General features: G+C 43.5%; 15 protein-coding genes and 1 tRNA gene. 11 read left to right on the top strand and 5 right to left on the bottom strand.

The genetic code is table 11. From position 1 onward, the window contains the following. Window positions 1–2,810: translation initiation factor IF-2 (infB, locus tag DP116_RS09625; protein ID WP_169154980.1), on the top strand; the 2,810-nt coding region annotated here is incomplete at its 5' end. An 82-nt stretch (window positions 2,811–2,892) separates the two neighbouring features. Here infB and DP116_RS09620 read toward each other — a convergent pair. After that, window positions 2,893–3,054 carry a hypothetical protein gene (locus tag DP116_RS09620; protein WP_169154979.1) on the bottom strand — a complete coding sequence of 54 codons (162 nt, stop codon included), beginning with the start codon at window positions 3,052–3,054 and terminating at the stop codon, window positions 2,893–2,895. A gap of 138 nt (window positions 3,055–3,192) precedes the next feature. After that, window positions 3,193–4,446, bottom strand: a complete 1,254-nt coding sequence (locus tag DP116_RS09615) for a DUF4912 domain-containing protein (protein ID WP_169154978.1) — start codon at window positions 4,444–4,446, stop codon at window positions 3,193–3,195. Between the two features lie 340 nt (window positions 4,447–4,786). Between DP116_RS09615 and DP116_RS09610 the strand changes: the two genes are divergently transcribed. Beyond that, window positions 4,787–5,254 (top strand): hypothetical protein, encoded by a 468-nt coding sequence (locus DP116_RS09610; protein WP_211173186.1) that lies wholly within the window; start codon window positions 4,787–4,789, stop codon window positions 5,252–5,254. A gap of 82 nt (window positions 5,255–5,336) precedes the next feature. Here the strand turns inward: DP116_RS09610 and DP116_RS09605 are convergent, their stop codons facing one another. Then, entirely contained in the window at window positions 5,337–7,673 is a 2,337-nt protein-coding gene (locus DP116_RS09605) for an IMS domain-containing protein (protein ID WP_169154976.1), read from the bottom strand. Window positions 7,674–7,839: 166 nt separating this feature from the next. Between DP116_RS09605 and DP116_RS09600 the strand changes: the two genes are divergently transcribed. The 5 genes from DP116_RS09600 to fba all read left to right on the top strand — a co-directional run bounded on the left by DP116_RS09600 (window position 7,840) and on the right by fba (window position 11,857). Then, the gene (locus DP116_RS09600; RefSeq protein ID WP_169154975.1) at window positions 7,840–8,088 is read left to right on the top strand and encodes a hypothetical protein; all 249 of its coding nucleotides are present in this window, start codon (window positions 7,840–7,842) and stop codon (window positions 8,086–8,088) included. A gap of 308 nt (window positions 8,089–8,396) precedes the next feature. Next, a complete protein-coding gene (pdhA, locus tag DP116_RS09595; RefSeq protein WP_169154974.1) occupies window positions 8,397–9,434 on the top strand; it encodes a pyruvate dehydrogenase (acetyl-transferring) E1 component subunit alpha in 1,038 nt (345 codons plus the stop codon). 103 nt (window positions 9,435–9,537) lie between these two features. Beyond that, on the top strand, window positions 9,538–10,374 hold the full coding sequence (locus tag DP116_RS09590) for an aldose epimerase family protein (RefSeq protein ID WP_169154973.1): 837 nt from the start codon (window positions 9,538–9,540) through the stop codon (window positions 10,372–10,374). A gap of 65 nt (window positions 10,375–10,439) precedes the next feature. Next, a tRNA-Lys gene (locus DP116_RS09585) sits at window positions 10,440–10,511 on the top strand. 266 nt (window positions 10,512–10,777) lie between these two features. After that, a complete protein-coding gene (fba, locus tag DP116_RS09580) occupies window positions 10,778–11,857 on the top strand; it encodes a class II fructose-bisphosphate aldolase (RefSeq protein WP_169154972.1) in 1,080 nt (359 codons plus the stop codon). Between the two features lie 301 nt (window positions 11,858–12,158). Here fba and DP116_RS09575 read toward each other — a convergent pair whose 3' ends face one another. Next, entirely contained in the window at window positions 12,159–14,003 is a 1,845-nt protein-coding gene (locus DP116_RS09575; RefSeq protein WP_169154971.1) for a polysaccharide deacetylase family protein, read from the bottom strand. Window positions 14,004–14,826: 823 nt separating this feature from the next. Between DP116_RS09575 and DP116_RS09570 the strand changes: the two genes are divergently transcribed. Next, window positions 14,827–15,468 carry a TPM domain-containing protein gene (locus DP116_RS09570; protein ID WP_246275555.1) on the top strand — a complete coding sequence of 214 codons (642 nt, stop codon included), beginning with the start codon at window positions 14,827–14,829 and terminating at the stop codon, window positions 15,466–15,468. Window positions 15,469–15,557: 89 nt separating this feature from the next. Here DP116_RS09570 and DP116_RS09565 read toward each other — a convergent pair whose 3' ends face one another. Then, window positions 15,558–16,376 (bottom strand): carbon-nitrogen hydrolase family protein, encoded by an 819-nt coding sequence (locus tag DP116_RS09565; protein WP_169154969.1) that lies wholly within the window; start codon window positions 16,374–16,376, stop codon window positions 15,558–15,560. Window positions 16,377–17,239: 863 nt separating this feature from the next. On the opposite strand from DP116_RS09565, the gene DP116_RS09560 reads away from it, so the two are divergent. From DP116_RS09560 to DP116_RS09550, 3 genes are all read left to right on the top strand, one after another. Next, window positions 17,240–17,917, top strand: a complete 678-nt coding sequence (locus DP116_RS09560) for a hypothetical protein (RefSeq protein ID WP_169154968.1) — start codon at window positions 17,240–17,242, stop codon at window positions 17,915–17,917. Between the two features lie 71 nt (window positions 17,918–17,988). After that, window positions 17,989–19,872: a P-loop NTPase fold protein gene (locus DP116_RS09555; RefSeq protein ID WP_246275554.1), complete on the top strand. Its 1,884-nt coding sequence runs from the start codon at window positions 17,989–17,991 to the stop codon at window positions 19,870–19,872. 6 nt (window positions 19,873–19,878) lie between these two features. After that, complete coding sequence (locus DP116_RS09550; RefSeq protein WP_169154967.1) at window positions 19,879–21,342, top strand: DUF1802 family protein; 1,464 nt, start codon at window positions 19,879–19,881, stop codon at window positions 21,340–21,342. Window positions 21,343–21,395: the final 53 nt, after the last annotated feature.

The following is a 21,395-nucleotide window of genomic DNA, read 5'->3' as shown; positions in this document are numbered from 1 at the left end:
CACTTGAACAACCAGCAGTGACAGACGCGGATAAAGACATAGTACCCAATACAAACCAGCCGGTTGAAAAAGTAGCAGCCCAAAAACCGGAAAAAGCACCTGCACCCAGAGCAAAACCGGAAAGACAGCCAAAGCCACAACTGGCAGCCCCGCCCACAAGCCCGGCTGCGGAGAAACCAAATTCTCCCACAGCCGATGCCCAACCGACTGTGAGCGAGAAACCAGTTATAATTCTCAAACGCGATCGCGACCAAAAACGCGATGCACCTGAAGGGATCCAATCCCCAGCAGGCGATGGCGCAGAATCCTTACCCCAAAAAAGTGATGCTCCTGAAGGAAGAATCATTCGGGGCGAACGCGACCAAGTCAAGCAGCAAAGAGTCAACAAAGCGGCAACAGGGGAAACACCACAGGCTGCTTTGCCGCAAAAATCTGAAAAACCTGTGCGTTCGACTACCCCATCACCTGTCAAACCTGAGCAGAGAGGGAATAAGCCTTCCGCACCTGTACAAGTCGGAGAATCGCAACGACCGAGCAGACCTATAGTACGTTCTGGTGAACAACCAGGACCTGCGGTACCAGTCGCTACGCCTCCAAAACCAATGCGAGTCTCACTGACAAAACCGCAGGCTGGGCGACAAGATGAGGATGATGCCCCAACAGTGACTGATGAAGTCATTGAACTGAAGCGCCCAACACCACCACGTCAAGCAAAAGGTGGTAAGAAGTGGCAGGAAGAAGAGATAGAAGAAATTAAAGAGTCAGCTAAGCCCGCAAAGGGAGCCGTTAAAGGAAAACGCGCCAAGCCAATAGTTGATGAGTTTGAAGACGAAGATCTCTTAGATGAAGAAGGACTGGAAATACCTGCTACTATCCAAGTCAGTCTCTCTATCGCCCGTCCACCGAAACCTAAGGCTTCCAAGCCGACACAAACAGCAGTAGCTACGGCTGCTACGCCAGTTGCTAAAGCGAGAAAGCCTGCTTCTTCTCGTGAGCAAAACCGTCGTCAAGAAACGGAACAAAAGCAGGATCGTCCAGAAATACTGGAAGTCACAGGTCCGATGACAGTGCAAGAACTGTCTGAGGCTTTGGTAGTGGCTGATACAGAAATTGTGAAAATTCTGTTCCTGAAAGGCATGGCGGTGAGTATCACCCAAAATTTGGATATTCCCACAATTACACTGGTAGCCAACGAGTTGGAAATACCAGTCGAAACCGTGGAACCAGAAGCAGAAGCCCGCAAAGTCACGGAAATGATCGACGTGGCAGACCTGGAACACCTGCTTCGCCGTCCGCCAGTTGTGACAATTATGGGTCACGTAGACCACGGTAAAACTACGCTGCTTGACTCGATTCGCAAAACAAAAGTGGCATCTGGTGAAGCAGGAGGTATTACCCAGCATATCGGTGCTTACCACGTAGATGTAGAACACGATGGTAAGGAGCAGCAAGTGGTATTCCTTGATACTCCTGGTCACGAAGCCTTTACAGCTATGCGGGCGCGTGGAGCGCGAGTGACCGACATCGCTATTTTGGTGGTGGCGGCAGATGATGGCGTTCGTCCTCAGACCGTTGAGGCGATTAGCCACGCGAAAGCGGCTGAAGTTCCCATCATAGTAGCCATCAACAAAATCGATAAACCAGAGGCACAACCTGACCGTGTTAAGCAAGAATTAACAGAATATGGTCTGGTGTCAGAAGAGTGGGGCGGTGACACGATTATGGTTCCTGTCAGCGCTATTAGGGGCGAAAATCTGGATACACTCCTAGAGATGATTCTCTTGGTAGCAGAGATAGAAGAACTTTCTGCTAATCCAGACCGACTCGCGAAAGGAACCGTGATTGAAGCTCACTTAGACAAGGCAAAGGGACCAGTTGCGACCTTGCTGATTCAAAACGGTAGTCTGCGCGTAGGCAATTTGTTGGTAGCTGGCTCAGCCTTCGGTAAAGTCCGAGCAATGGTGGATGACAGAGGTAAAAGAGTCGACGCGGCTACTCCTTCCTTCGCCGTTGAAGTTTTGGGTTTAAGTGAAGTACCAGCAGCAGGCGACGAGTTTGATGTGTTTGACAACGAAAAACAAGCACGCTCTATTGCAGCCGAACGCGCTGAAAAACTTCGTCAATCCCGTCTGATGCAGGGACGTGTGACCCTAACCAGTATCTCGGCTCAGGCTCAAGAAGGCGAGTTGAAAGAACTCAACCTGATCTTGAAAGGAGATGTACAGGGTTCAGTCGAAGCAATTGTGGGATCGCTCAGGCAAATCCCGCAAAACGAGGTACAAATCCGTCTGTTGTTGTCATCTGCTGGTGAAATCACCCAGACAGATATCGACTTAGCCGCAGCCAGTGGAGCAGTTATCGTTGGTTTCAACACTACTTACGCCAGTGGCGCAAGACAAGCCGCCGATGAAGCTGGTGTAGATGTGCGGGAATACAACATCATCTACAAACTCATAGAAGACATCCAAGGAGCCTTGGAAGGTCTACTGGAGCCAGAGTTGGTGGAAGAACACTTGGGTCAAGCCGAAGTGCGTGCTGTCTTCCCCGTTGGTCGTGGTTCTGTTGCAGGTTGTTACGTGCAGTCTGGTAAGCTCATCCGTAACTGTAAAGTGCGGGTGCGTCGTAATGGTAAGGTGATCAATGAAGCTCCCCTTGACTCGCTCAAGCGAATGAAAGAAGACGTCCGTGAAGTTAACGCCGGTTACGAATGCGGTGTCGGCATTGACAGATACAATGACTGGGCAGAAGGTGACATCATCGAAGCATTCCAGATGGTGACCAAGCGCCGCACTCTCTCATCTACTAGATAAGGAGTAGTTGACAGGTGACAGGTGACAGGTGACAGATGACAGGTGATAGAAAACTTTTATTCCCCTGCACTCTGTCTCCCTTCTATGATCTGTGCCGCTCAATAAAATCTAAAGACATCAAAAAATATCGTTCGCTCCGTGGCTTACCATGTTCAGGGATAAACGGCAATCCACGCCAGTTGCCAAGGGTGGAGGGAACCGCAGCACGGCGCGATCGCTCCCCTATTCCCTGGTCTTGTGACATCAGAAATTACTTTTTATGACAGTCTGGCTAAGTTTAATCAAAAACAAATTTTTCCTAACAGACAAAACCTCCGCCACAGTTCAGTTGTGACGGAGGTTAATCAGGCTGATCTAAAATCAAAAATTCAAAATTTTCAAATTAAGAGAGCCATTCTAAAACAGCTTCTTCCTTGGTATTGGTATTGCGAGATGGTGTCTCACGATTAAACTTCATGTGAATTGAGCGTGTTTGTTCACCATCAGCAGCAACAGCCATAATCGGATAGTCAATCAAACCATCCTGGAAGGACATCTGGAAGCGGAAGGTACCGTCTGGATTGAGCTTAATTGGACGACCGCCGATTGTGACAGTCGCATCAGGTTCGGTTGCGCCATAAACAATCAACTCAGCATCAGCAATTAACCAGAATTTACGCGGACGCATTGGCACGTCACCAGAGAACCCAGCACCAGACATACCAACACCGGACATGGTTAAGCCAGACGTTGTTGGAACTGCCCACATACCTACACCAGAGGGGAAGACGTAGGAGCTGATGGCTTGTTCTGGAATGACGGAACCAGGAACGTGCTGCATGGAACCGAACACAGAACCAGCAACGCGCATTGCTTCGGCAGATTCTGCCAAACCAAAAATTTGGTCGTAGATGGCGTTACCACGAGCAGCCGTAGCAGCAGGAGCAGTAGGAGCGACTTTCTTGGCGGGAGGAACCAGTTCGTAAACGGTTTTGTCACGCAAATCTTCATCAAAGTTCACGGTGATGAAGACATCTTCAATCCAGTCGGAAGGATACACAGGAGGAACGTGGACGGGTGCAGAACGAGCTAGTACTAACCAACGACCATCAGCGCAACGGTAACCGATGTCGATGACATAATCGCGATCGCTCACCGGAACTGGCAAATACCATTCCCGTGCAAGTTCATCACTGGGGTATTCTTGAATGCTGTGAGGGCTTTGGTACTCTAAATTGATGTCGGTGACATCATAAATACGCAGTGCCAGCTGTTGTCCCCCAAGACGGCGTAGCTCTTCTTTATGCTCGTTAGAAACATCCCAGTAGGTATAAGCCCACTGAGGATCGCGGGGCATAAGAACAATACGGCTTTCTCCGTAGCCTTCAGGGAGATCCGCTAGTCCTTCATCAACATCAGCGAGAGTACCGCCAGTACGATCAACTTGACCCAACTCAAATTTTGCTGCTTCCACGGTTTCCTGTGCCTCCATTGAACGAGATTGGGTGAGAGAAACTTTGCTGCGTTGAGCTTCTTGAACAGATTCCAACAGTTGCGATTTACGCATTCGACTGTAACGAGAGATGTTAAATTCACTAGCTACTTTACGTAGTTGGCGCAATGTCATCTCTTCTAAAGGTGGGCGTTCTTTTGCCATGAGTTTGGCCTCCAGTAGTTTGAAAGGTTGATGATGTCCCCTGGTTATTAAATGGCTGATAAAGAGCCGTAGACCCCCAGATAAACTTCTTATTCCTGACTCCTGGTTTTGCCGAGTGTTATGTTTTTTAATGTGTTTTTAAATTGCAAATCACTCCCTTTCAATTCCCTGTGATGCCAAAATCAGCATTTTTTACTGGGGAGCAGAGGAGTCTTTGTTAATAAATATTAACTAATAATCCTGCGTCGGGATCAAGGGGTTTACAGACACATTTTTCAGTTTTTCACGTATTTATCAGCCCTTTGGGGATCAATAAGTTATGATACTATGACATTCTAGCTTGTTGAATGCAGCTAAAACATCTGAGCGAGGGCGATTATGTCAAATTTTGATGACAAAAGTTTTTTTAGGAAAGATCGTAAAAATAAAAACAAGCGCCGTGTTTGACGTTAACGGGTTGGTGACGAAGGATCTAGATTTGACGGTGAACCAGTCCTTGATGAGGGTTTCCCTCCGTAGGGAACTGGTGAACCCGATAGCCTTCTGGCGTGGCGTCAGCCATAGGGTTGGGATTTTATTTCAAGGAAAGTGCCTTAGCTACAGCAAGTTAAATCCCTTCACCAAAGACCAAAATCCACAAAGGAAGTACGAGGATCAGTTCTTGAGTGAAATTGAAATGTATCAGGATTTTCGTGAAAAGATAACAACAGCTTATGCTGGCAATAAAAAATTTCTAGGCCACATTCCGCACCTTGTACTGTCACAATCGGTTATTTCGCAATTTTGGGAATATTTAAGTTTTTTTTGATACTTAATGTCCGGAAATTTGTCTTCCTGTTCCCTATTAAGCGTTCCCTGTTAAGCGTTCCCTGTTAAGCGTTCCCTATTCCCTAAAAAATCATACTTATCTTGTTGAGAACTGACATATCCCGGATACGCCATGAACCTTCTACCCGAACCAGTTCATATCTAACTCGTAATTTTTCCTTATCAGATTTTTTCATCTGACCATTCGTATAATACTGTGTCGCTTCACTCACCGAAGCTTCTACCGCAGCGTGATGCTGGTCAGTTGTATTTGCCTCTAAAGATTCTACTTTCATGCTATGTTCATATTTTCGATGCTGGTTATCAGTCTTTTCTTGTTGAGCCCATCGCTGCCATTTTGTCAAGGTTGAACCTACTAAAATATACTTCAAACGATCAATCTCGTGGTTAGGTCCAAAAGCCGCAGCTTTGGTATCTAGCCAAGCCTGAATTATTTCCTCTGCTGTCGCTTCAGTAAGTGTTCCTGCTGGTAATTGTGGTTTACTGTTTTGGTTAGGAATAGGGACTAAAGGCTGATTTAGCTCAACTGATAGCTGTTCACCTTTCAACGAAGGTCCAGGAAAAAACAAATTTTTCAACAATCCAAAAGTTGCTGCGATCAACAACCACAGCACCAACAGACTCCCCAACAAAATAGACACAATCCGCACTAACCGCATTTGTGCTGGAGAAATACGGGCAAAAATTCGCTGACGATAAGCAGAGCCAAGAAGATTACCAGATCCACGTCCTGAATTAGCAGATGGACTACGTTTACGCTTCCTTTGGGTTTGTCGTTGAGGGGGTGCGGTGGGGTGTTTGGACGGACGATTCGAGTTGTAGTAAGTTCCTTTGGGAGTGGCGTCTATCCTGTGAACTGGTGCTACAGGTGTTTCGGCTTGTGAACTCCAAGTATTTGAAGAAGATGATGTTGTTGTATGACTGGGTGAGGAAGAGGAAAAGGTTGATTTGGCTGGTGTTTCTGAATGGGGAGTTTTTTGAGTTGGAAATTTTCCCTCAACCACTTTAGAATTATTATTTGCGGAATTATTGCGACGACTCTCACGAGTGATTTGCTGTGTTTGGAAAGACTGTCTGTTTATTCCAGTTCCTGGTTCTATAGGTTCTGCTTCTGTGGACAAAGCTTCTAAATAAGCTTGCACCTGTTGATTAGCAAAATAATCTTTCAAGGAAGCTGGCTTGTCTACCAAATCTCGAAAGTTTGGAAACACTTCATTTTCCAACCAGCGTTCCTCGTATAAACACAGTCCTGGTAAGAGGTCTGGAGAGTCTTTAGAGCTTTCGCGAATAAAAGCTAGAGCTTCGTACTCTTGGGAGAGTTCTAATGCACGACTTGCTTCTTCTGTTTGCCCCAGCAGAAGCGCACACAGCGACTGTTCTAGATGGACATCTTGACGTCTACCCAGGCGGAGCAACATTTGTTTTGCTTGACGAATTAATGCGGGTTGGCGTTGAGCAAACCCCCGTGCGATTAAAGCATAGACTGCTAAATAGGTGGCGACTGCTGAGGGACGCTTGCTTTCTACTTCAAATAGTTTGTGCTGCTCAGTACAGGTCAAATAGTTACGCAGTTGCTGAATAAATCGTAGAAAATCATCTGTACTCAGACCAGATTTGTCGTTTCCTGTACCATCTATGCCACCACGCTCATCTAAAATGTCATGCAATAATTGCAACCCTTGTTTTCGTTCGGTGGTCTGTTCTTCAGGTAGCGCCAGTAATTCCAAAATACGATAGGGTCGCAGTCTATACAAGTCAGACTGAATTTCAGAGCGAACGCTGGGGAATAACCCTTCATGTGCGAGAAATTCCTCTCCAGTTTCTAAGGAAATCGCAGCATTTTCGTAGTGAGCTTGCTGCCATGCCTCGCGACCGAGTTCTAAACAAGCCAGGGAAACCGTAAGTACAACGTCTGGACGTTCACTAGAAAAAGGAACTTCCTCTATATCCTCTCTATCGCTTTGGATACTACTGATACCATTTCTATTTACTAGGTATGGACGACCCAGTTTTAGAACAAGTTCATATTCCCCAAGCTCCTGCAAAATCAATAAAGCACCAACAAATTCATCTTGGGAAATGTCGATACTCAGGGCTTGAGAATCAAGCTCACCAATATGACCTTGCTTGCGACTTTCAACAGCGACTGCCCCACCTTCAGTGCTGTCAGAACCATAAGCATGAGCAAGATAAAGCTGGTCGTATGTTTTACGCTCTTTTGGATTAGACAGAACAACGTAAGCTTCTTCTATTAAGTTTTTTCGAGATGTAATTGCTGCTTGGGAATACTCACGGCGCGGCAATTGCACAATGCGATCGCCATATGCCTGCCGCAACTGTTCCTCACTTGCCGCCATTGGTATCCCTAAAATTCTATAGTAATCTAGCGGAATTCGCACGGCTCATTTCCCCTGCAGCACGATTAACATAATTTTCCTAAAGCATTCCAGGCTTGTAAAAAACTGCCATCACAATAACCGATTAATTTCAGACTACAAGTATGTTTTGTAACAACTTTACTCGTGTTTTCACAATGGTATAATCTTGTTATGGTAGTAGTGTTTTTTGATTGCTGATAAGTATCCAATCTTTTTAAGAATATTTTTATTCTTTTTGGCCTATCTAAATTCCAGCCTCTTTGACAAACAAAAAATTGACTATAGTATTTTGGATAACAGCATATATTATGGTCTGTTTGCAGGAGTGTTTTTTTATTCTCTTTGTGAGATGTATGGCTTGACGTTCCCTGCAATTGGTTTAGAGGGACTTTCTCCAGCATATGATGAGAAAAGCACCACTTTTCAGGTTTGCTAGTATACAGCGAGTTACAGTTTATCACAAGTTATTCTTTGAGTACAATAATCTACATAAAAATACTTAATTTCGGGAATAAGCGCCGAAATTGTTAATAAACATGCAGAAAACTTGCTATTTTTGTAGGTAATCTATAAACCAAGGTTGGCATACTACCGATTGCTGTGGAACAAGACGAACGACAGTAATTGAGGTAAGTTTGATTATTGACTCATTTAAACGCTATCTTTTTAAAAGCTTACGCTGCATGAGCGCAACTTAATCTCAAATAGTTACTTGAAGTTTTACAACAGGAATACTTAGAAATAATGGTTCAAGAACGCACATTACCCAAATTTGATGCGGCTACCGTACAAATAACCAAAGAAGAAGGATTGCTGTTGTACGAGGACATGGTACTGGGGCGCACCTTTGAAGACAAGTGTGCCGAAATGTACTACAGGGGCAAAATGTTTGGTTTTGTCCATTTATACAACGGTCAGGAAGCCGTATCCAGCGGTGTGATTAAGGGAGCGATGCGACCAGGTGAAGATTTCGTGTCCAGCACTTACCGCGACCACGTTCATGCTCTGAGCGCAGGAGTTCCTGCAAACGAGGTCATGGCAGAATTATTTGGTAAAGCCACAGGGTGCAGCAAGGGGCGTGGTGGCTCAATGCACATGTTCTCTAGCGAACATCGCATGCTAGGTGGTTATGCTTTTGTGGCTGAGGGTATTCCCGTTGCTGCTGGTGCGGCTTTTCAAACGAAATACCGACGCGAAGTGTTAGGTGATCCAAAAGCTGACCAAGTCAGCGCTTGTTTTTTTGGTGATGGTGCTGCAAATAATGGTCAGTTTTTCGAGACGTTAAATATGGCGGCGCTGTGGAAACTACCGATTATCTTTGTTGTAGAAAATAACAAGTGGGCGATCGGCATGGCTCACGAACGGGCGACTTCCCAACCAGAGATTTATCGAAAAGCCAGTGTCTTTAACATGGCGGGTGTGGAAGTAGATGGTATGGATATCTTGGCGGTGCGAGCAGTCGCGCAGGAAGCCGTAGCCCGTGCTCGTGCTGGGAATGGTCCTACCTTAATTGAAGCACTAACTTACCGTTTCCGAGGTCACTCTCTGGCTGATCCAGATGAACTGCGAACCAAGGCTGAGAAAGAGTTTTGGTTTGCTCGTGATCCAATTAAGAAACTTGCTGCTTATCTGGTTGAGCAAAACTTGGCTTCTGGTGAAGAACTTAAGGCTATTGACCGACAAATCCAGCAAGAGATCGACGAAGCAGTGAAATTCGCTGAAAGCAGCCCTGAACCCAACGCCAGCGAGTTGTATCGCTTTGTGTTTGCGGAAGACGAATAAAAAATGCTGAGTCTGGAGTATTGAAGTGGAAAGAAAATACTCACCACTTGAATACTCCGGACTAAAAACGTGTTTGCAAAAAAACTCCAATCATACCAATACAATGAGTAAACTCCACATTCAAACAAATCAGTCCCAGCTTGAGATTGTACCAGAAAGAGGTGGCATTATTACGAGCTGGCGCGTACAAAATCAAGAAATTCTTTATCTGGATCACGAACGTTTTGCTAATCCTCAGTTGAGTGTCAGGGGTGGAATTCCAATTTTGTTTCCTATCTGTGGGAACTTACCTAATAACACTTACACTCTCAACAACAAGCAGTACACTCTCAAACAACACGGTTTTGCCCGTGATTTGCCTTGGGAATTTACAGAAGATCACATAACTCCAGACACAGCTAGCCTGACTTTGGTCTTAAGCAGCAACGGGCAAACACGCGCAGTTTATCCTTTTGACTTTAAACTTGCTTTTACTTATCAAATAGAGGGCAATACCTTAGAAATAAAACAGAAGTACACCAATCTTTCCAGTGAAAAAATGCCTTTTTCTTCAGGCTTCCATCCTTACTTTTTAACAGCGGATAAAAATCAACTCAAGTTTGAAATACCCTCACAAGAGTACCAAGACCAAATCACCAAGGAAACTCACTCATTCAACGGTGATTTTGACTATAACCGTGATGAAATTGATGTTGCTTTTAAGCAGCTCAGCGGTCAATCAGCTACAGTCACAGATCATGCTCGCAAGCTGAAATTGACGCTGGAATACGACGATACATATTCTACTCTCGTTTTTTGGACGGTTAAAGGTAAAGACTATTATTGCTTGGAACCGTGGAGCGCTGCTCGCAATGCTCTCAACACAGGTGAACACCTGAGTGTGTTAGAACCGGAAGCTACCCATACAGCAACTATACGCTTAACGGCAAATTTTTTCTAAAACCCCTTTACAAATCTCTCTGAAATTATGCTATGATGGATTAGGTTTTGCAAATTACAAAGAACGGGTCGCTAACTCAACGGTAGAGTACTCGGCTTTTAACCGATTAGTTCCGGGTTCGAATCCCGGGCGACCCATATAAAAGTTAGTTTTGAGTACTAAGTTTCAAAGATTGAATCACCAGCAGCCATATTTAGGTTCGTAACTCAAGGTACAAAACTAAGTGATTGGAATGATAGAGTAAAATTGGTAGTGTCCACCTTACTTTGGTTAAAGTTTTTCGACAGAAAGGACACAAGAGTAGTTATAATTTCCTATAAGCTTAAAATAATATTAAGAATAGCGTACACCGATACGCTTGTCTCACACCGACTAGCTGACAACCATATTAGGAGGACTATCTATGGCGCTCGTACCCCTGCGGCTGCTGTTGGATCACGCAGCAGAAAACGGTTACGGCATCCCTGCTTTCAACGTTAATAACTTGGAGCAGATTCAAGCTATTGTTCAGGCTGCCCAGGAAACAGATAGCCCCGTGATTTTACAAGCTTCTCGTGGCGCTCGTAAGTATGCTGGTGAAAACTTCCTGCGTCACTTGATTTTGGCAGCGGTAGAAACCTACCCCCATATTCCCATTACCATGCACCAAGATCACGGTAATGAACCTGCTACCTGCTATTCAGCAATTAAAAACGGCTTTACCAGCGTGATGATGGATGGTTCGCTGGAAGCTGATGCCAAGACCCCCGCTAGCTACGAGTACAACGTTGACACGACCCGCGAAGTAGTGAAAGTGGCTCACTCACTGGGTGTCAGCGTTGAAGGCGAACTCGGTTGCTTGGGTTCTCTGGAAACTGGTACAGGTGAAGCTGAAGATGGTCACGGTGCTGAAGGCGTTCTTTCCCACGACCAACTGCTGACTGATCCAGACCAAGCAGTAGACTTCGTGGAACAAACCCAAGTAGACGCTTTGGCAGTTGCGATCGGTACCAGCCACGGTGCTTACAAGTTTACCCGCAAGCCAACTGGGGAAATCTTGGCAATCAGCCGCATTGAAGAAATTCACCGCCGTTTGCCTAACACTCACTTGGTGATGCACGGTTCCTCCTCTGTACCCGAAGATTTGCTCGCCCTGATTAACCAGTATGGTGGTGCTATTCCTGAAACCTACGGTGTACCTGTGGAAGAAATCCAAAAAGGTATCAAGTGCGGTGTGCGTAAGGTAAATATTGACACCGACAACCGTTTGGCTATTACCGCTGCTGTGCGTGAAGCTTTGGCTGCAAATCCCAAAGAATTTGACCCCCGTCACTTCCTCAAGCCTTCTATTAAATACATGCAGAAGGTTTGTGTTGATCGCTATCAGCAATTTGGTACTGCTGGTAATGGTAGCAAGATCAAGCAGATTTCACTGGAAGACTTTGCTGCTAAGTATGCTAAGGGCGAACTCAACGCTGTGATTAAGAAAACTGCGACTGTCTAAGTCGCAGAAGAAATAAATAGGGACATGGCAAGGCTGTGTCCCTATATTACTGAGGATTCATACGCTGCTGAGACTTAACCGGGTAATGTTTTGGTTCCCCGGTTTTTTATTTTAGTTATTTACATTCCGCACCCTCAAGTGTCACGCTACGGATTTTTAGGGAACAGGGAACAGGGAACAGGGAACAGGGAACAGGAAGACAAATCTCAATAGAATATGTATAAAAAAACTGAAATATTCCCAAAATTGCGAAATAACCGATTGTGACAGTACAAGGTGCGGAATGTGGGTTATTACAAACTTAACTTCTCCGCTGTTTTGTTTTATTTTCCACCAAAACACAGGGCGGGGTATTCGTCGTGGATGGAGATCCTAAAAGTGCAACTGCATGGGGGACAGGACGAGGTTCGTAACGTACAAGAGATTCTCCTTGATAAACTAAGGAAGTACTTTGACCGGAATCAACCATTACGACATCTTGTAACCCAGCCTTAACCAGCGCCTTTCCCAAAGATATAGAGTCAACAGATTCTAGAGAAACGCCGACGGTGGCTTGTTTCTTCTTGTTAATGCCCCAAAAAGCCCGATAACGTGCTACATCAAAACCATACAACCCGTTAAAGGTGCTTGGTTCACGAGGTTGACCATCTTTGACTAACCAAGCCGCCGCCACAAAAGCATCAGTCACCTCGGGCATTTCAGCTTGTATTCCTTCTAAAGTGTTGTGCTTGAGTGGATCGAAGGGAATGAAGCGCACTTCATGAGGACTAATCAATACCAGAGGACGTGCAGCAATTTTCTGGATGTCCCAAGTGCTACCAGGAATGAATTGTTTTGTCACCTGGCTGTATACTGGTCCAATCATCACATTGGAATTTAAGAATTTCAGGGAGAAGAAACCCCCGTCTACAGCAGCAACAGCATTTGTATTACTTCTAGCTAAAATTTCCTTGACCGTATAACGACTATCAGCGTGGATAGTGATCGGTTTACCACCCGAAACTAGAATCAGAGGAATTTTATCGATTGTCATGTCAGTTCTTTGAACTGGGCTTGCAAAGTCAAAGCCTGTTTTCCAGCTTGGTAATTTGGCACCTCCCCAAGCTTGCTTGATCACATCTTGTAGCTTGGATTGACCAAAGCGGGAAACAGCCAATAAACTGTCTGATGCACCAGCAAAGCGTTCATCCACATCACTCATCGTCAGTGCTAGGTCATATCCGGCTGCTTGCACCGAACTTGCAACTTGCTCGTTATATTTTCCAGCAGGATAGGTGAAGTAGCGAATAGGAATTCCTAACTTTGCCTCTAAAATTGCCTTAGACTCAACAACTTCTATTTGGATTTGTTTCGGTGGGAAAACTGTTAAATCTGGTGGGTGACTAACGCTATGAGATGCAATGGTTACCAAAGGATTAGCCGCCATCTCCTTGAGTTGTTCCCAGCTGACATGAGTTCGACCGGTGTTGTTGCCGACACCATTGGTGTAAATAGAAAATACAGCGGGGTAACCGTATTTTTTGAGCAATGGATAAACATACTGATAATGTCCCCCGTAACCATCATCAAACGTCAAGACAACAGGCTTTTCTGGGAGTGGCATTCCCGTTTGCAAATGCGTCATCAGCTGGTCAAGACTAATGGGAGTCATGCCATTGTCTTTCAGGGTTTGGAAATGTTGTTCTAATTCTTCTGGGGTGACATCAAAAAAGACTTGTTTTTGTGGTATAATGTCGTGATACATGAGAATGGGTACCCTTGCCTCCTTCGCCGCTTGGTTAATGTTGGGCCAGGAAGTACGATTGAGGAAGGCATAGACATAGGGACCAACAGCTTCCACAATATTTTCTAATCCCCAATTAGGCTTAGTCACCCAAGTAGATGCCAAAACAAGATTGCTAGCTACACGGGAAACTTGGTTATTTAAGCTAATATCATTGTTGCTGTTGTTACTACAAGCTTCAGTTGTTGTGGGAGTATTCTCAGCCTCAGCAGGTTTTGAAACAGGACGACGACGAGCAACAGCCAGTTGCGGTAAGAAGACTGAGACTGTAAGTAATCCACAAATAAGGGTATGAAATATGCTTCGGGAACGGAAATTGAAAAATATGTAATTCAGAATAGGATTATTAGGAATGAGCTTCATACTTAATTTTTAGAACACTTGGGTTGTGTAATATCAAGTTCGTTTGATTACTTACAATAAAAAGACCTCACCCCCATCCCCTCTCCTTATTAAGGAGAGGGGTGCCCAGAGGGCGGGGTGAGGTGATTCGTTTTTTATAAGTGTTCATCCGAACATGATATAACGGGTGCATTGGCTTCGGTTGGAGTAACGCTTACACTTTATTCCCTATTCGTTATAAAGATAAGAGACAAAAATATAAAGATGAAGGATAAATTGCTTAAGCTTTACATTGGCAATTTAACAGAAAATTGGTATTTGTTGCTATCGAAACTTTTCTGTTGGTTAGACTGAATTTGATACTAGTGAAGTTCCTGTGTTTTTTGTTCAGCTAACCACTGCTTGCTCTTGTGTCACTCTGAGTAGAGAAAGAATATCTCGCTGATCACTGGTTTTTCCATAATTGCGTAAACTTTGGGTTTACCACTGATAAATCTGTAAAGGTTCCGATTGTGGCTGAACTATCGCGCTTCTCACTTCGTTGCACTACACAAAGGAACCCCACCTGAGTGGCTGACGTCAAAGTTCGCCTACCCCTCTTCCAGTGCATGCACCGGAGGAGTTAGGAGTGAAATCATGTGCGTACTGCATCCAAACGAGAACCGCTATATTTGGTATGAATTTACTAAATCAAAGTCATGTTTTTTTATGCTTGCTGTTTCTAGCCAAACGTACATTCTTTTCAGCTTGTTTGTGTCTAACTCTAGCCTTTTTCCCACTACCCTGTTACGCCCTCACAGTGCAAAATGTGCCAAATCCTCAGCAATTTTATGGTAGATGGGTAATGGATTTAGCACACATACTTAGCCCGAATACAGAAATTCGACTTAACCAAATCATCTCTAAATTGGAGCGTCAAAATGGAGATGAAATCGCTGTTGTGACTGTTCCAGAAACTTCCCCAGCACGGACTCCCAAAGCGTTTACTACAAGTTTATTCAACTACTGGGGAATTGCTAAAAGCAGTCAGAATAACGGAGTCCTGTTTTTAGTCTCTGTTAATGAACACCGCGTGGAAATCGAAGTTGGCTACGGTGTTAAGAATATACTTTCAAATTCCTTGGTGAACAACATTATCCAACAAGAAATAATACCTCAATTTAAACAGGGTAATTATGAAGATGGTATTCTCGCAGGTACTCAGTCGCTAGTTATGAGGCTAAGTACACATCTATCTGACGCGAAAGTGTTAACACCTGAAAATTTGATACCTCTTGCTCTATTTCTTTTGCTATTCATAGCCGTAGTTGCCTTCTGCGTAAAATTCATCTTACCCCCTAATATGTTGTCTGAACTTCGCCTTGAGATTGACAATACCGAGTTGCTTGTTTCTAAAATCAAGTTTGAGGGATATGACACCGGTGGTGGCGACGGTAGCGACTCCGGTGGTAGCAGTGGTGGTGATGGTGGAGGCTCAAGCTGGTAACTCTAGGTAAAGATGACTACAGCAACCACCATCCCTAACCCTCTGGTGCATACACTAGAGAGGAAATAGAAAACCTAGATTAGGCAAAATTACACAAAGACACGGTGTTGTAGGCTAGGCATTTGCCGACGAACTTGTTCTAGTCTGGCTGGGTTGATTTCGGCGATCGCAACTCCTGGCTGCTCACCAGCATCTGCTAAAATCACTCCCCAAGGGTCTATAATCATGGCGTGTCCGTGTGTTTGACGACGGGCGTAGTTGATGCCAGTTTGTGCTGGGGCAATCACATAAGAAGTATTCTCAATAGCACGTGCTTGCAAAAGAACTTGCCAATGGTCTTTCCCAGTAAAGGCAGTAAACGCAGCAGGCACAAAGATGATATCTGCACCTTTGTGAGCCATGTATCGGTAAAGTTCAGGAAAGCGGACATCGTAGCAAACCGAGAGTGCTATATTACCAAGTTCTCGCGAGTAGTGGACAGCCGGTAATTCCTTACCTGCCATAACTGTTGTGGATTCTCGATAAGTGTTGCCATCTGGGACGTTGACATCAAACAGGTGTACCTTTTGGTAACGTGCAAGTTCTTGACCATTAGGGTCAATAAGTAAGGCAGTGTTGTAGACTCTAGTACTGGTTTCATCTACAGGAACAGGAAAGCCGCCGCCCAAAATGGTGACTTGAAAACGCTGCGCCATTGTTTTGAGAAACTTTTCTGTTTCTTGGGCGATCGCACCAGCTTGAGCCATTTTTTCATTTTCCTCACCCATAAAGGCAAAGTTTTCTGGCAAACCAATTAATTCAGCACCTTGACGCACGGCTAAATCGATAAATTCCTCTGCCTGTGCCAAGTTTTTTTGTAAATTGGACACACTGGTCATTTGAATCGCGGCGGCTAGATAAGACTTCATACATTCAACAACGAATAATAAAGTTGTGTGAGATTGGAAACGGTTAAAACAGTTATCAGTGATCAGTTATCAGTGAGCCAGCGCCGTCATTCGCGCTGGTCTCACCAGATACCAAGTGAGGGAGACCCTCATCAAGTACTGGCTCCCCAACGCAGTGGCTCCCCTTCCCAAGGGGGGCTTAGTTCCCTCCTTTTTAAGGAGGGCTAGGGAGGATCAATTTTTAACAGCAACCGTATTGGGTTACAGTTAAGCTACCAAACTAAGAAAAGTTAACTTTCCCTTAACAAGTATTTTGTGATGGAACGTTAACAAAGGACAAAGTCACCGAATTGCTTGAACTCATATTTTGCACTCCTGCCAACAACCGCCATAGGTTAAAAACCTATCGCTAATAACTAAAGTCTTCGCGCATCAGACTAAATACTTACTGAGCAAGGCTTCTAGTCCATTTTAATGTGAAAGTGCATGTGAGGCAGCGCGCGCTGCGGGAGGGCTACACCGTAAAATTCCAGATTTTTCTGGCGCAGGCAATGCCAGACTTATACTCTGGTTTACGAGTAAAGCCGTTAACGAAGCTTATTTTGGATGAAATGTAGATTACCAAAATATATGTTGACTGAGAAGGTGGTAAAACTTAGTTTTTCCAGAAAAATTTCTATTTTAGGAAAATTTGCGTTCTTTTGATGCTTAAAGAACAGTGGGAGATATCAGTCAAGTCATCTTCACAAGACTCACATGAAAATTTCCCGTATTTTTACGTAATTTTTCGAGACTACAGGAGTTTTCAGTTTATTGTAGTTGCTTGATTTTAATATGACTGTGAATCACAATTATACTAGTTTTGTCAAATAGAATAAAGAAATATGACGTCAAAAAGTTTTTCAAAAATCGAAATAAGCGCGAAAACTCGTCTTCTTCTGGCTTTGTGGGATTTGGGAGGAACAAAGCAGGAAGTGAAGAAAGGTGAACTCAGTAAGCGAATTGTTACTAAGGACAAGAAGGTAGCAGATTATGAGGGCATCTTTAAGGAATTGGAGAAAAAGGGGGCGATCGCCATCTCTAAAACCAAAAAAAGCGTCTATTTAATATCAATATCTCCTCTGGGTTTAGAAGTACTGAGTGAGGGTTTGAAAAGTCCAGAGTTTAGGTTTGAAGGAAATATTGTCGGAACTTGGGTGGCTAATGCACTGCTGAAGTGGATAAGTCAAATGAATGGTGCGGTAGCTGCAACTGCATCAACTAATGGGGTGAAGAGTGGGATTAAATCCTATGACGAGTTTAAGCAAGTGACGTTGGAAGTCTATGACCAGCTTAACCGCGACTATAACTTAGATGATTTGGTACCAATTTACAGGATCAGAAGAGAAATAGGTGAGCGTGTCAGTCGTGAACATTTCAACGAGTGGATGCTGGAAATACAAGCTAATGACATTCTGCAACTGCAAGGCGGTAGCTTACCAGATAATGATCCAGCCAAACTTGAAGACTCCATTACTACTGAAGTCAGTGGACTACGTTGCTATGCCAAGCGTTTAACTTAATCCATCGATTGTTGGTAATTTTTGCTATTTCCCGCGCTAACTCCTACTACACCACTATTGCAAATACATCCATGTCCAACGCCAACGACTTAATTAATAATGCCATCAAAAACCACAATCCATTTGAGGGACGCTTTGTAGTTACAACACATAATGTTTGGGGACAAGGTTTTCCTGATGTTCCATCGTTAAATGCCCATGCTTCCGATGCTGTATATGAGGCAATAGAAAAAGTTCGTAATAAACAACGGCAAGTTGTGGGTATCACCATTACGGCAGAAAGAGGATTAGGTAAAAGTCATGTCATCAGCCGAATTCGACATAGATTACAGATTGACGGTAGTGCTTTATTCGTTTACATGAGTCAGTGCAATGACTTAAACCGTATTACAACAGAATTTTTAAGCACTCTGGCAAACAGCCTTAAACAAATAGGTAGTCAAGGTGTGAGTCAATGGCAGGAGTTAGCAACAGCTTTAGTCAATGAGGCTTACAAAAAGAACTATGCCCCTCAGCAGTTAGTCAATCAATTTCGAGGAAACTTAGCTAAAAATCCCAAGATTATTGAAGTTTTCCGAGATACAGTACTTGGTATAAAGCCTGATATTGAAAATCCCGATATTCTGACTGCAATTTTATGGACACTATCTCCTGATCCAGCTTATGAAGTATTTGCCATTCGATGGCTATCTGGTCATCACTTACCACAGTCAAAAGCTGATGCAATGGGGTTAGCTAATATCAGTGCAAAGGATAAAGAAGCTGAATCCTTTAACACGGTGCGGCAAATTCTCGATTTGATTAGTGATTACAAACCAATAGTGGTTTGTTTTGATGAGATGGAGAACAATACCTGTAATGAATTGGGATACACTGCACAACAAGTTACTGCTATCTTCGCTAAAGATTTATATGACAAAATAAAACGAGGTGTTTTGCTAACATGTATTTTTCCAGATTCTTGGAGAGATGAAGTTAAAAGATTACCAAACGCTGCATCAGTCGTAGACAGAATTGGTCAAAAAGTGATTGATTTAAAACATCTTAATTCTGATGAGGTTGTTGCATTGGTGTCTGGATGGCTTGAAGACTTTTATCAAGAGAAGGGATTAACTCCTCCTCATCGAGTTTATCCCTTTGATGAAGATAAATTGAGAGCATTGGGTAAGGAAAGACCAATTGTCAGAAAAGTTTTGCAATGGTGTGCAGAGAACTTTAAACCTCTTGAGGATGATGGAAATATAGAAACAGTCAAGCGAAAAGACCCAGTAGAGCCTGTTTACAATCAACAACTAGCAGCTTTAGAAACTACCATACAAGATTATATGGAGGATAAAGCAAGCCTTGCTCAAGCACTACGGTTAGGCTTCTCTGCTGTGATTGGAGAAACTATAGAAAAAGTACAAATTGAAGAAATAAAAGATGTTAAAGCAAGAGCTGTAGACAAAGGTTTCATAGACTTTAAAGTTATTGGCAAGGAAAATGGTAAAGCTGTGAAAATTGGTGTAGCTGTCCTTCAAGATTCTGGAGGTAGGATAGTTGGAGCTACATTAAAGCGCTTAATCGACTATAAAAAGTTTGATTTAACTCGCGGCTGTTTAGTTCGCTCTAAGCAAATTAATAAAGGTGCTGCTCAAGCACAACAGTGTTTGAGCGAACTTTTGTCAAAAAACTTAGGAGGTGAATGGGTATTGTTAAAATCAGAGGACATTAAGCCACTTTTAGCACTGCATTTCGTTATGAAAGGTCGTGAAGATTATGAGTTAAGCGAACAGCAGATTTTGGATTTTATTCGCTCGAAGCGGATAGCAATAGATAATTACCTTATCCGTGAAATTCTCAGCGATCCATCTGGAGAAGTACCTGAAGATGCTGTTGATGAAGAAAGTAATCAGGGCGTGGTAAATACACCAGTAGTCAGCAATATAGAAGAAGTAAGCATAGACATTTTTTAATAAAGAATGAGTCATTCTGTTGTGATTAGTATCGCTTTATGCTTGCCTGCATCAGACATTGAGGCACTGTTGCAAGGTCGAATCATTGCAGCTATATCTAATAAATTTATTGCTCAAGGGCGAGAATTTGCACTTTGTCCAACAGATGGATTAATGAACGTGCTGCCAGTTGAGCGGTACTATCACTCTAGTTTCTTACCTATTGCTCAAACAGCTTTTAGTCAATTTGGTACTGAAACCGTCTCTATTAAAGCTTCGGCAAGGTGCGAATTATGCCAAATTATCAATAGTGCTGAATCACTAGCTGCTTTATCGTCGCTAACAATTTGGACACAAGAAGCTTTACAAGAAATACTCACGCAACGGCAAAACATCTTTCTCGCTTACCTGCGCGTTTATTACCTGCCTAAAGCAATTGAAGTTCCTGTCAAGAAAAACAGTCAATTCGTTGCTTTACCAGAAGGTGTGACAGTTTCTCAAGCAAACCCCGTGTTGAACGATCGCCTCTTTACCATCCGCAAACACCAACTAGAAACACGTCAACCGCCACCACATCCAGAATTAGAAAACTTGCAAAGTGCTATTGCGTTCCTTACCATCACCAACCCAGCCGCTAAACAATTAGATCAAGATATCAAAGCATTTTTAGGTTGGACGACTGAGGAACTAATCCAGCAAAGCGATCCAGATTTAGCTTGGATAAACGACATTGCAGCATTAGGCGATCGCAGCATAGAACAAGATAAAGGCAAAAGCAACTACCAAGCTGGAACTGACTTTGAAAACATAGTTCGTAAAAGCCTAGAGTTCTTAGGATTTACAGTTGATTATTTCCACAAAGGTGGTGCTGGTGGTGTAGATGTATTTTGTTCAAAACCCTATCCCCTAGTTGCGGAATGTAAAGCAGGTAAAAAAATTCCAAACCCCACCGCAGTACAATTACTCAATCTCGGAACCCTACGCCTACAAAGTCAAGAATTATTTCACCAAGCAGCTAAATTAATAATTGGTCCTGGAGAACCAACAACTCAACTTAAGAATGCAGCCACAATACAAGGTATGTCAATCATTAACCCACAAACACTACAGAATTTGGTAAAACTTCAACATAACTATCGTGGTTCTGTAGACTTATTGAAGCTGAAAGAGTATCTAAAACCAGGCTATTCTGATAATGAAGTTGATAAATATATTCAGCAAGTTTACAAAGCAATTCAATTGCGATCGCATTTAGTGCAGCTTGTAAAAAAACATCAAGATAATACAGGTGATAAAAACGTTGAGGTTGCAACTCTGTTTGGAGCCTACGGTTACTCAAATCCACCACAGCCACTAAAAATAGAAGAAATCTACGAAATTCTTGTTGAACTTTCCTCACCATTAACAGGTTATGTCGGACGAATAAAAGGAGAAGATTGGAGACGCGATCGCTTTTACTTCCTACGCGACTTACCAACTCCTCAAAATTAGCTCTTTTCTTTCTTTCTTTCTTTCTTACCTTTGCGTCCTTGGCGTCTTGGCGG

The organism is Brasilonema bromeliae SPC951 (assembly GCF_012912135.1).
GTDB classification, from domain to species: domain Bacteria; phylum Cyanobacteriota; class Cyanobacteriia; order Cyanobacteriales; family Nostocaceae; genus Brasilonema; species Brasilonema bromeliae.
Note: the sequence above shows the minus strand (reverse complement) of the source record. Positions and strands in the feature narration are given on the sequence as shown.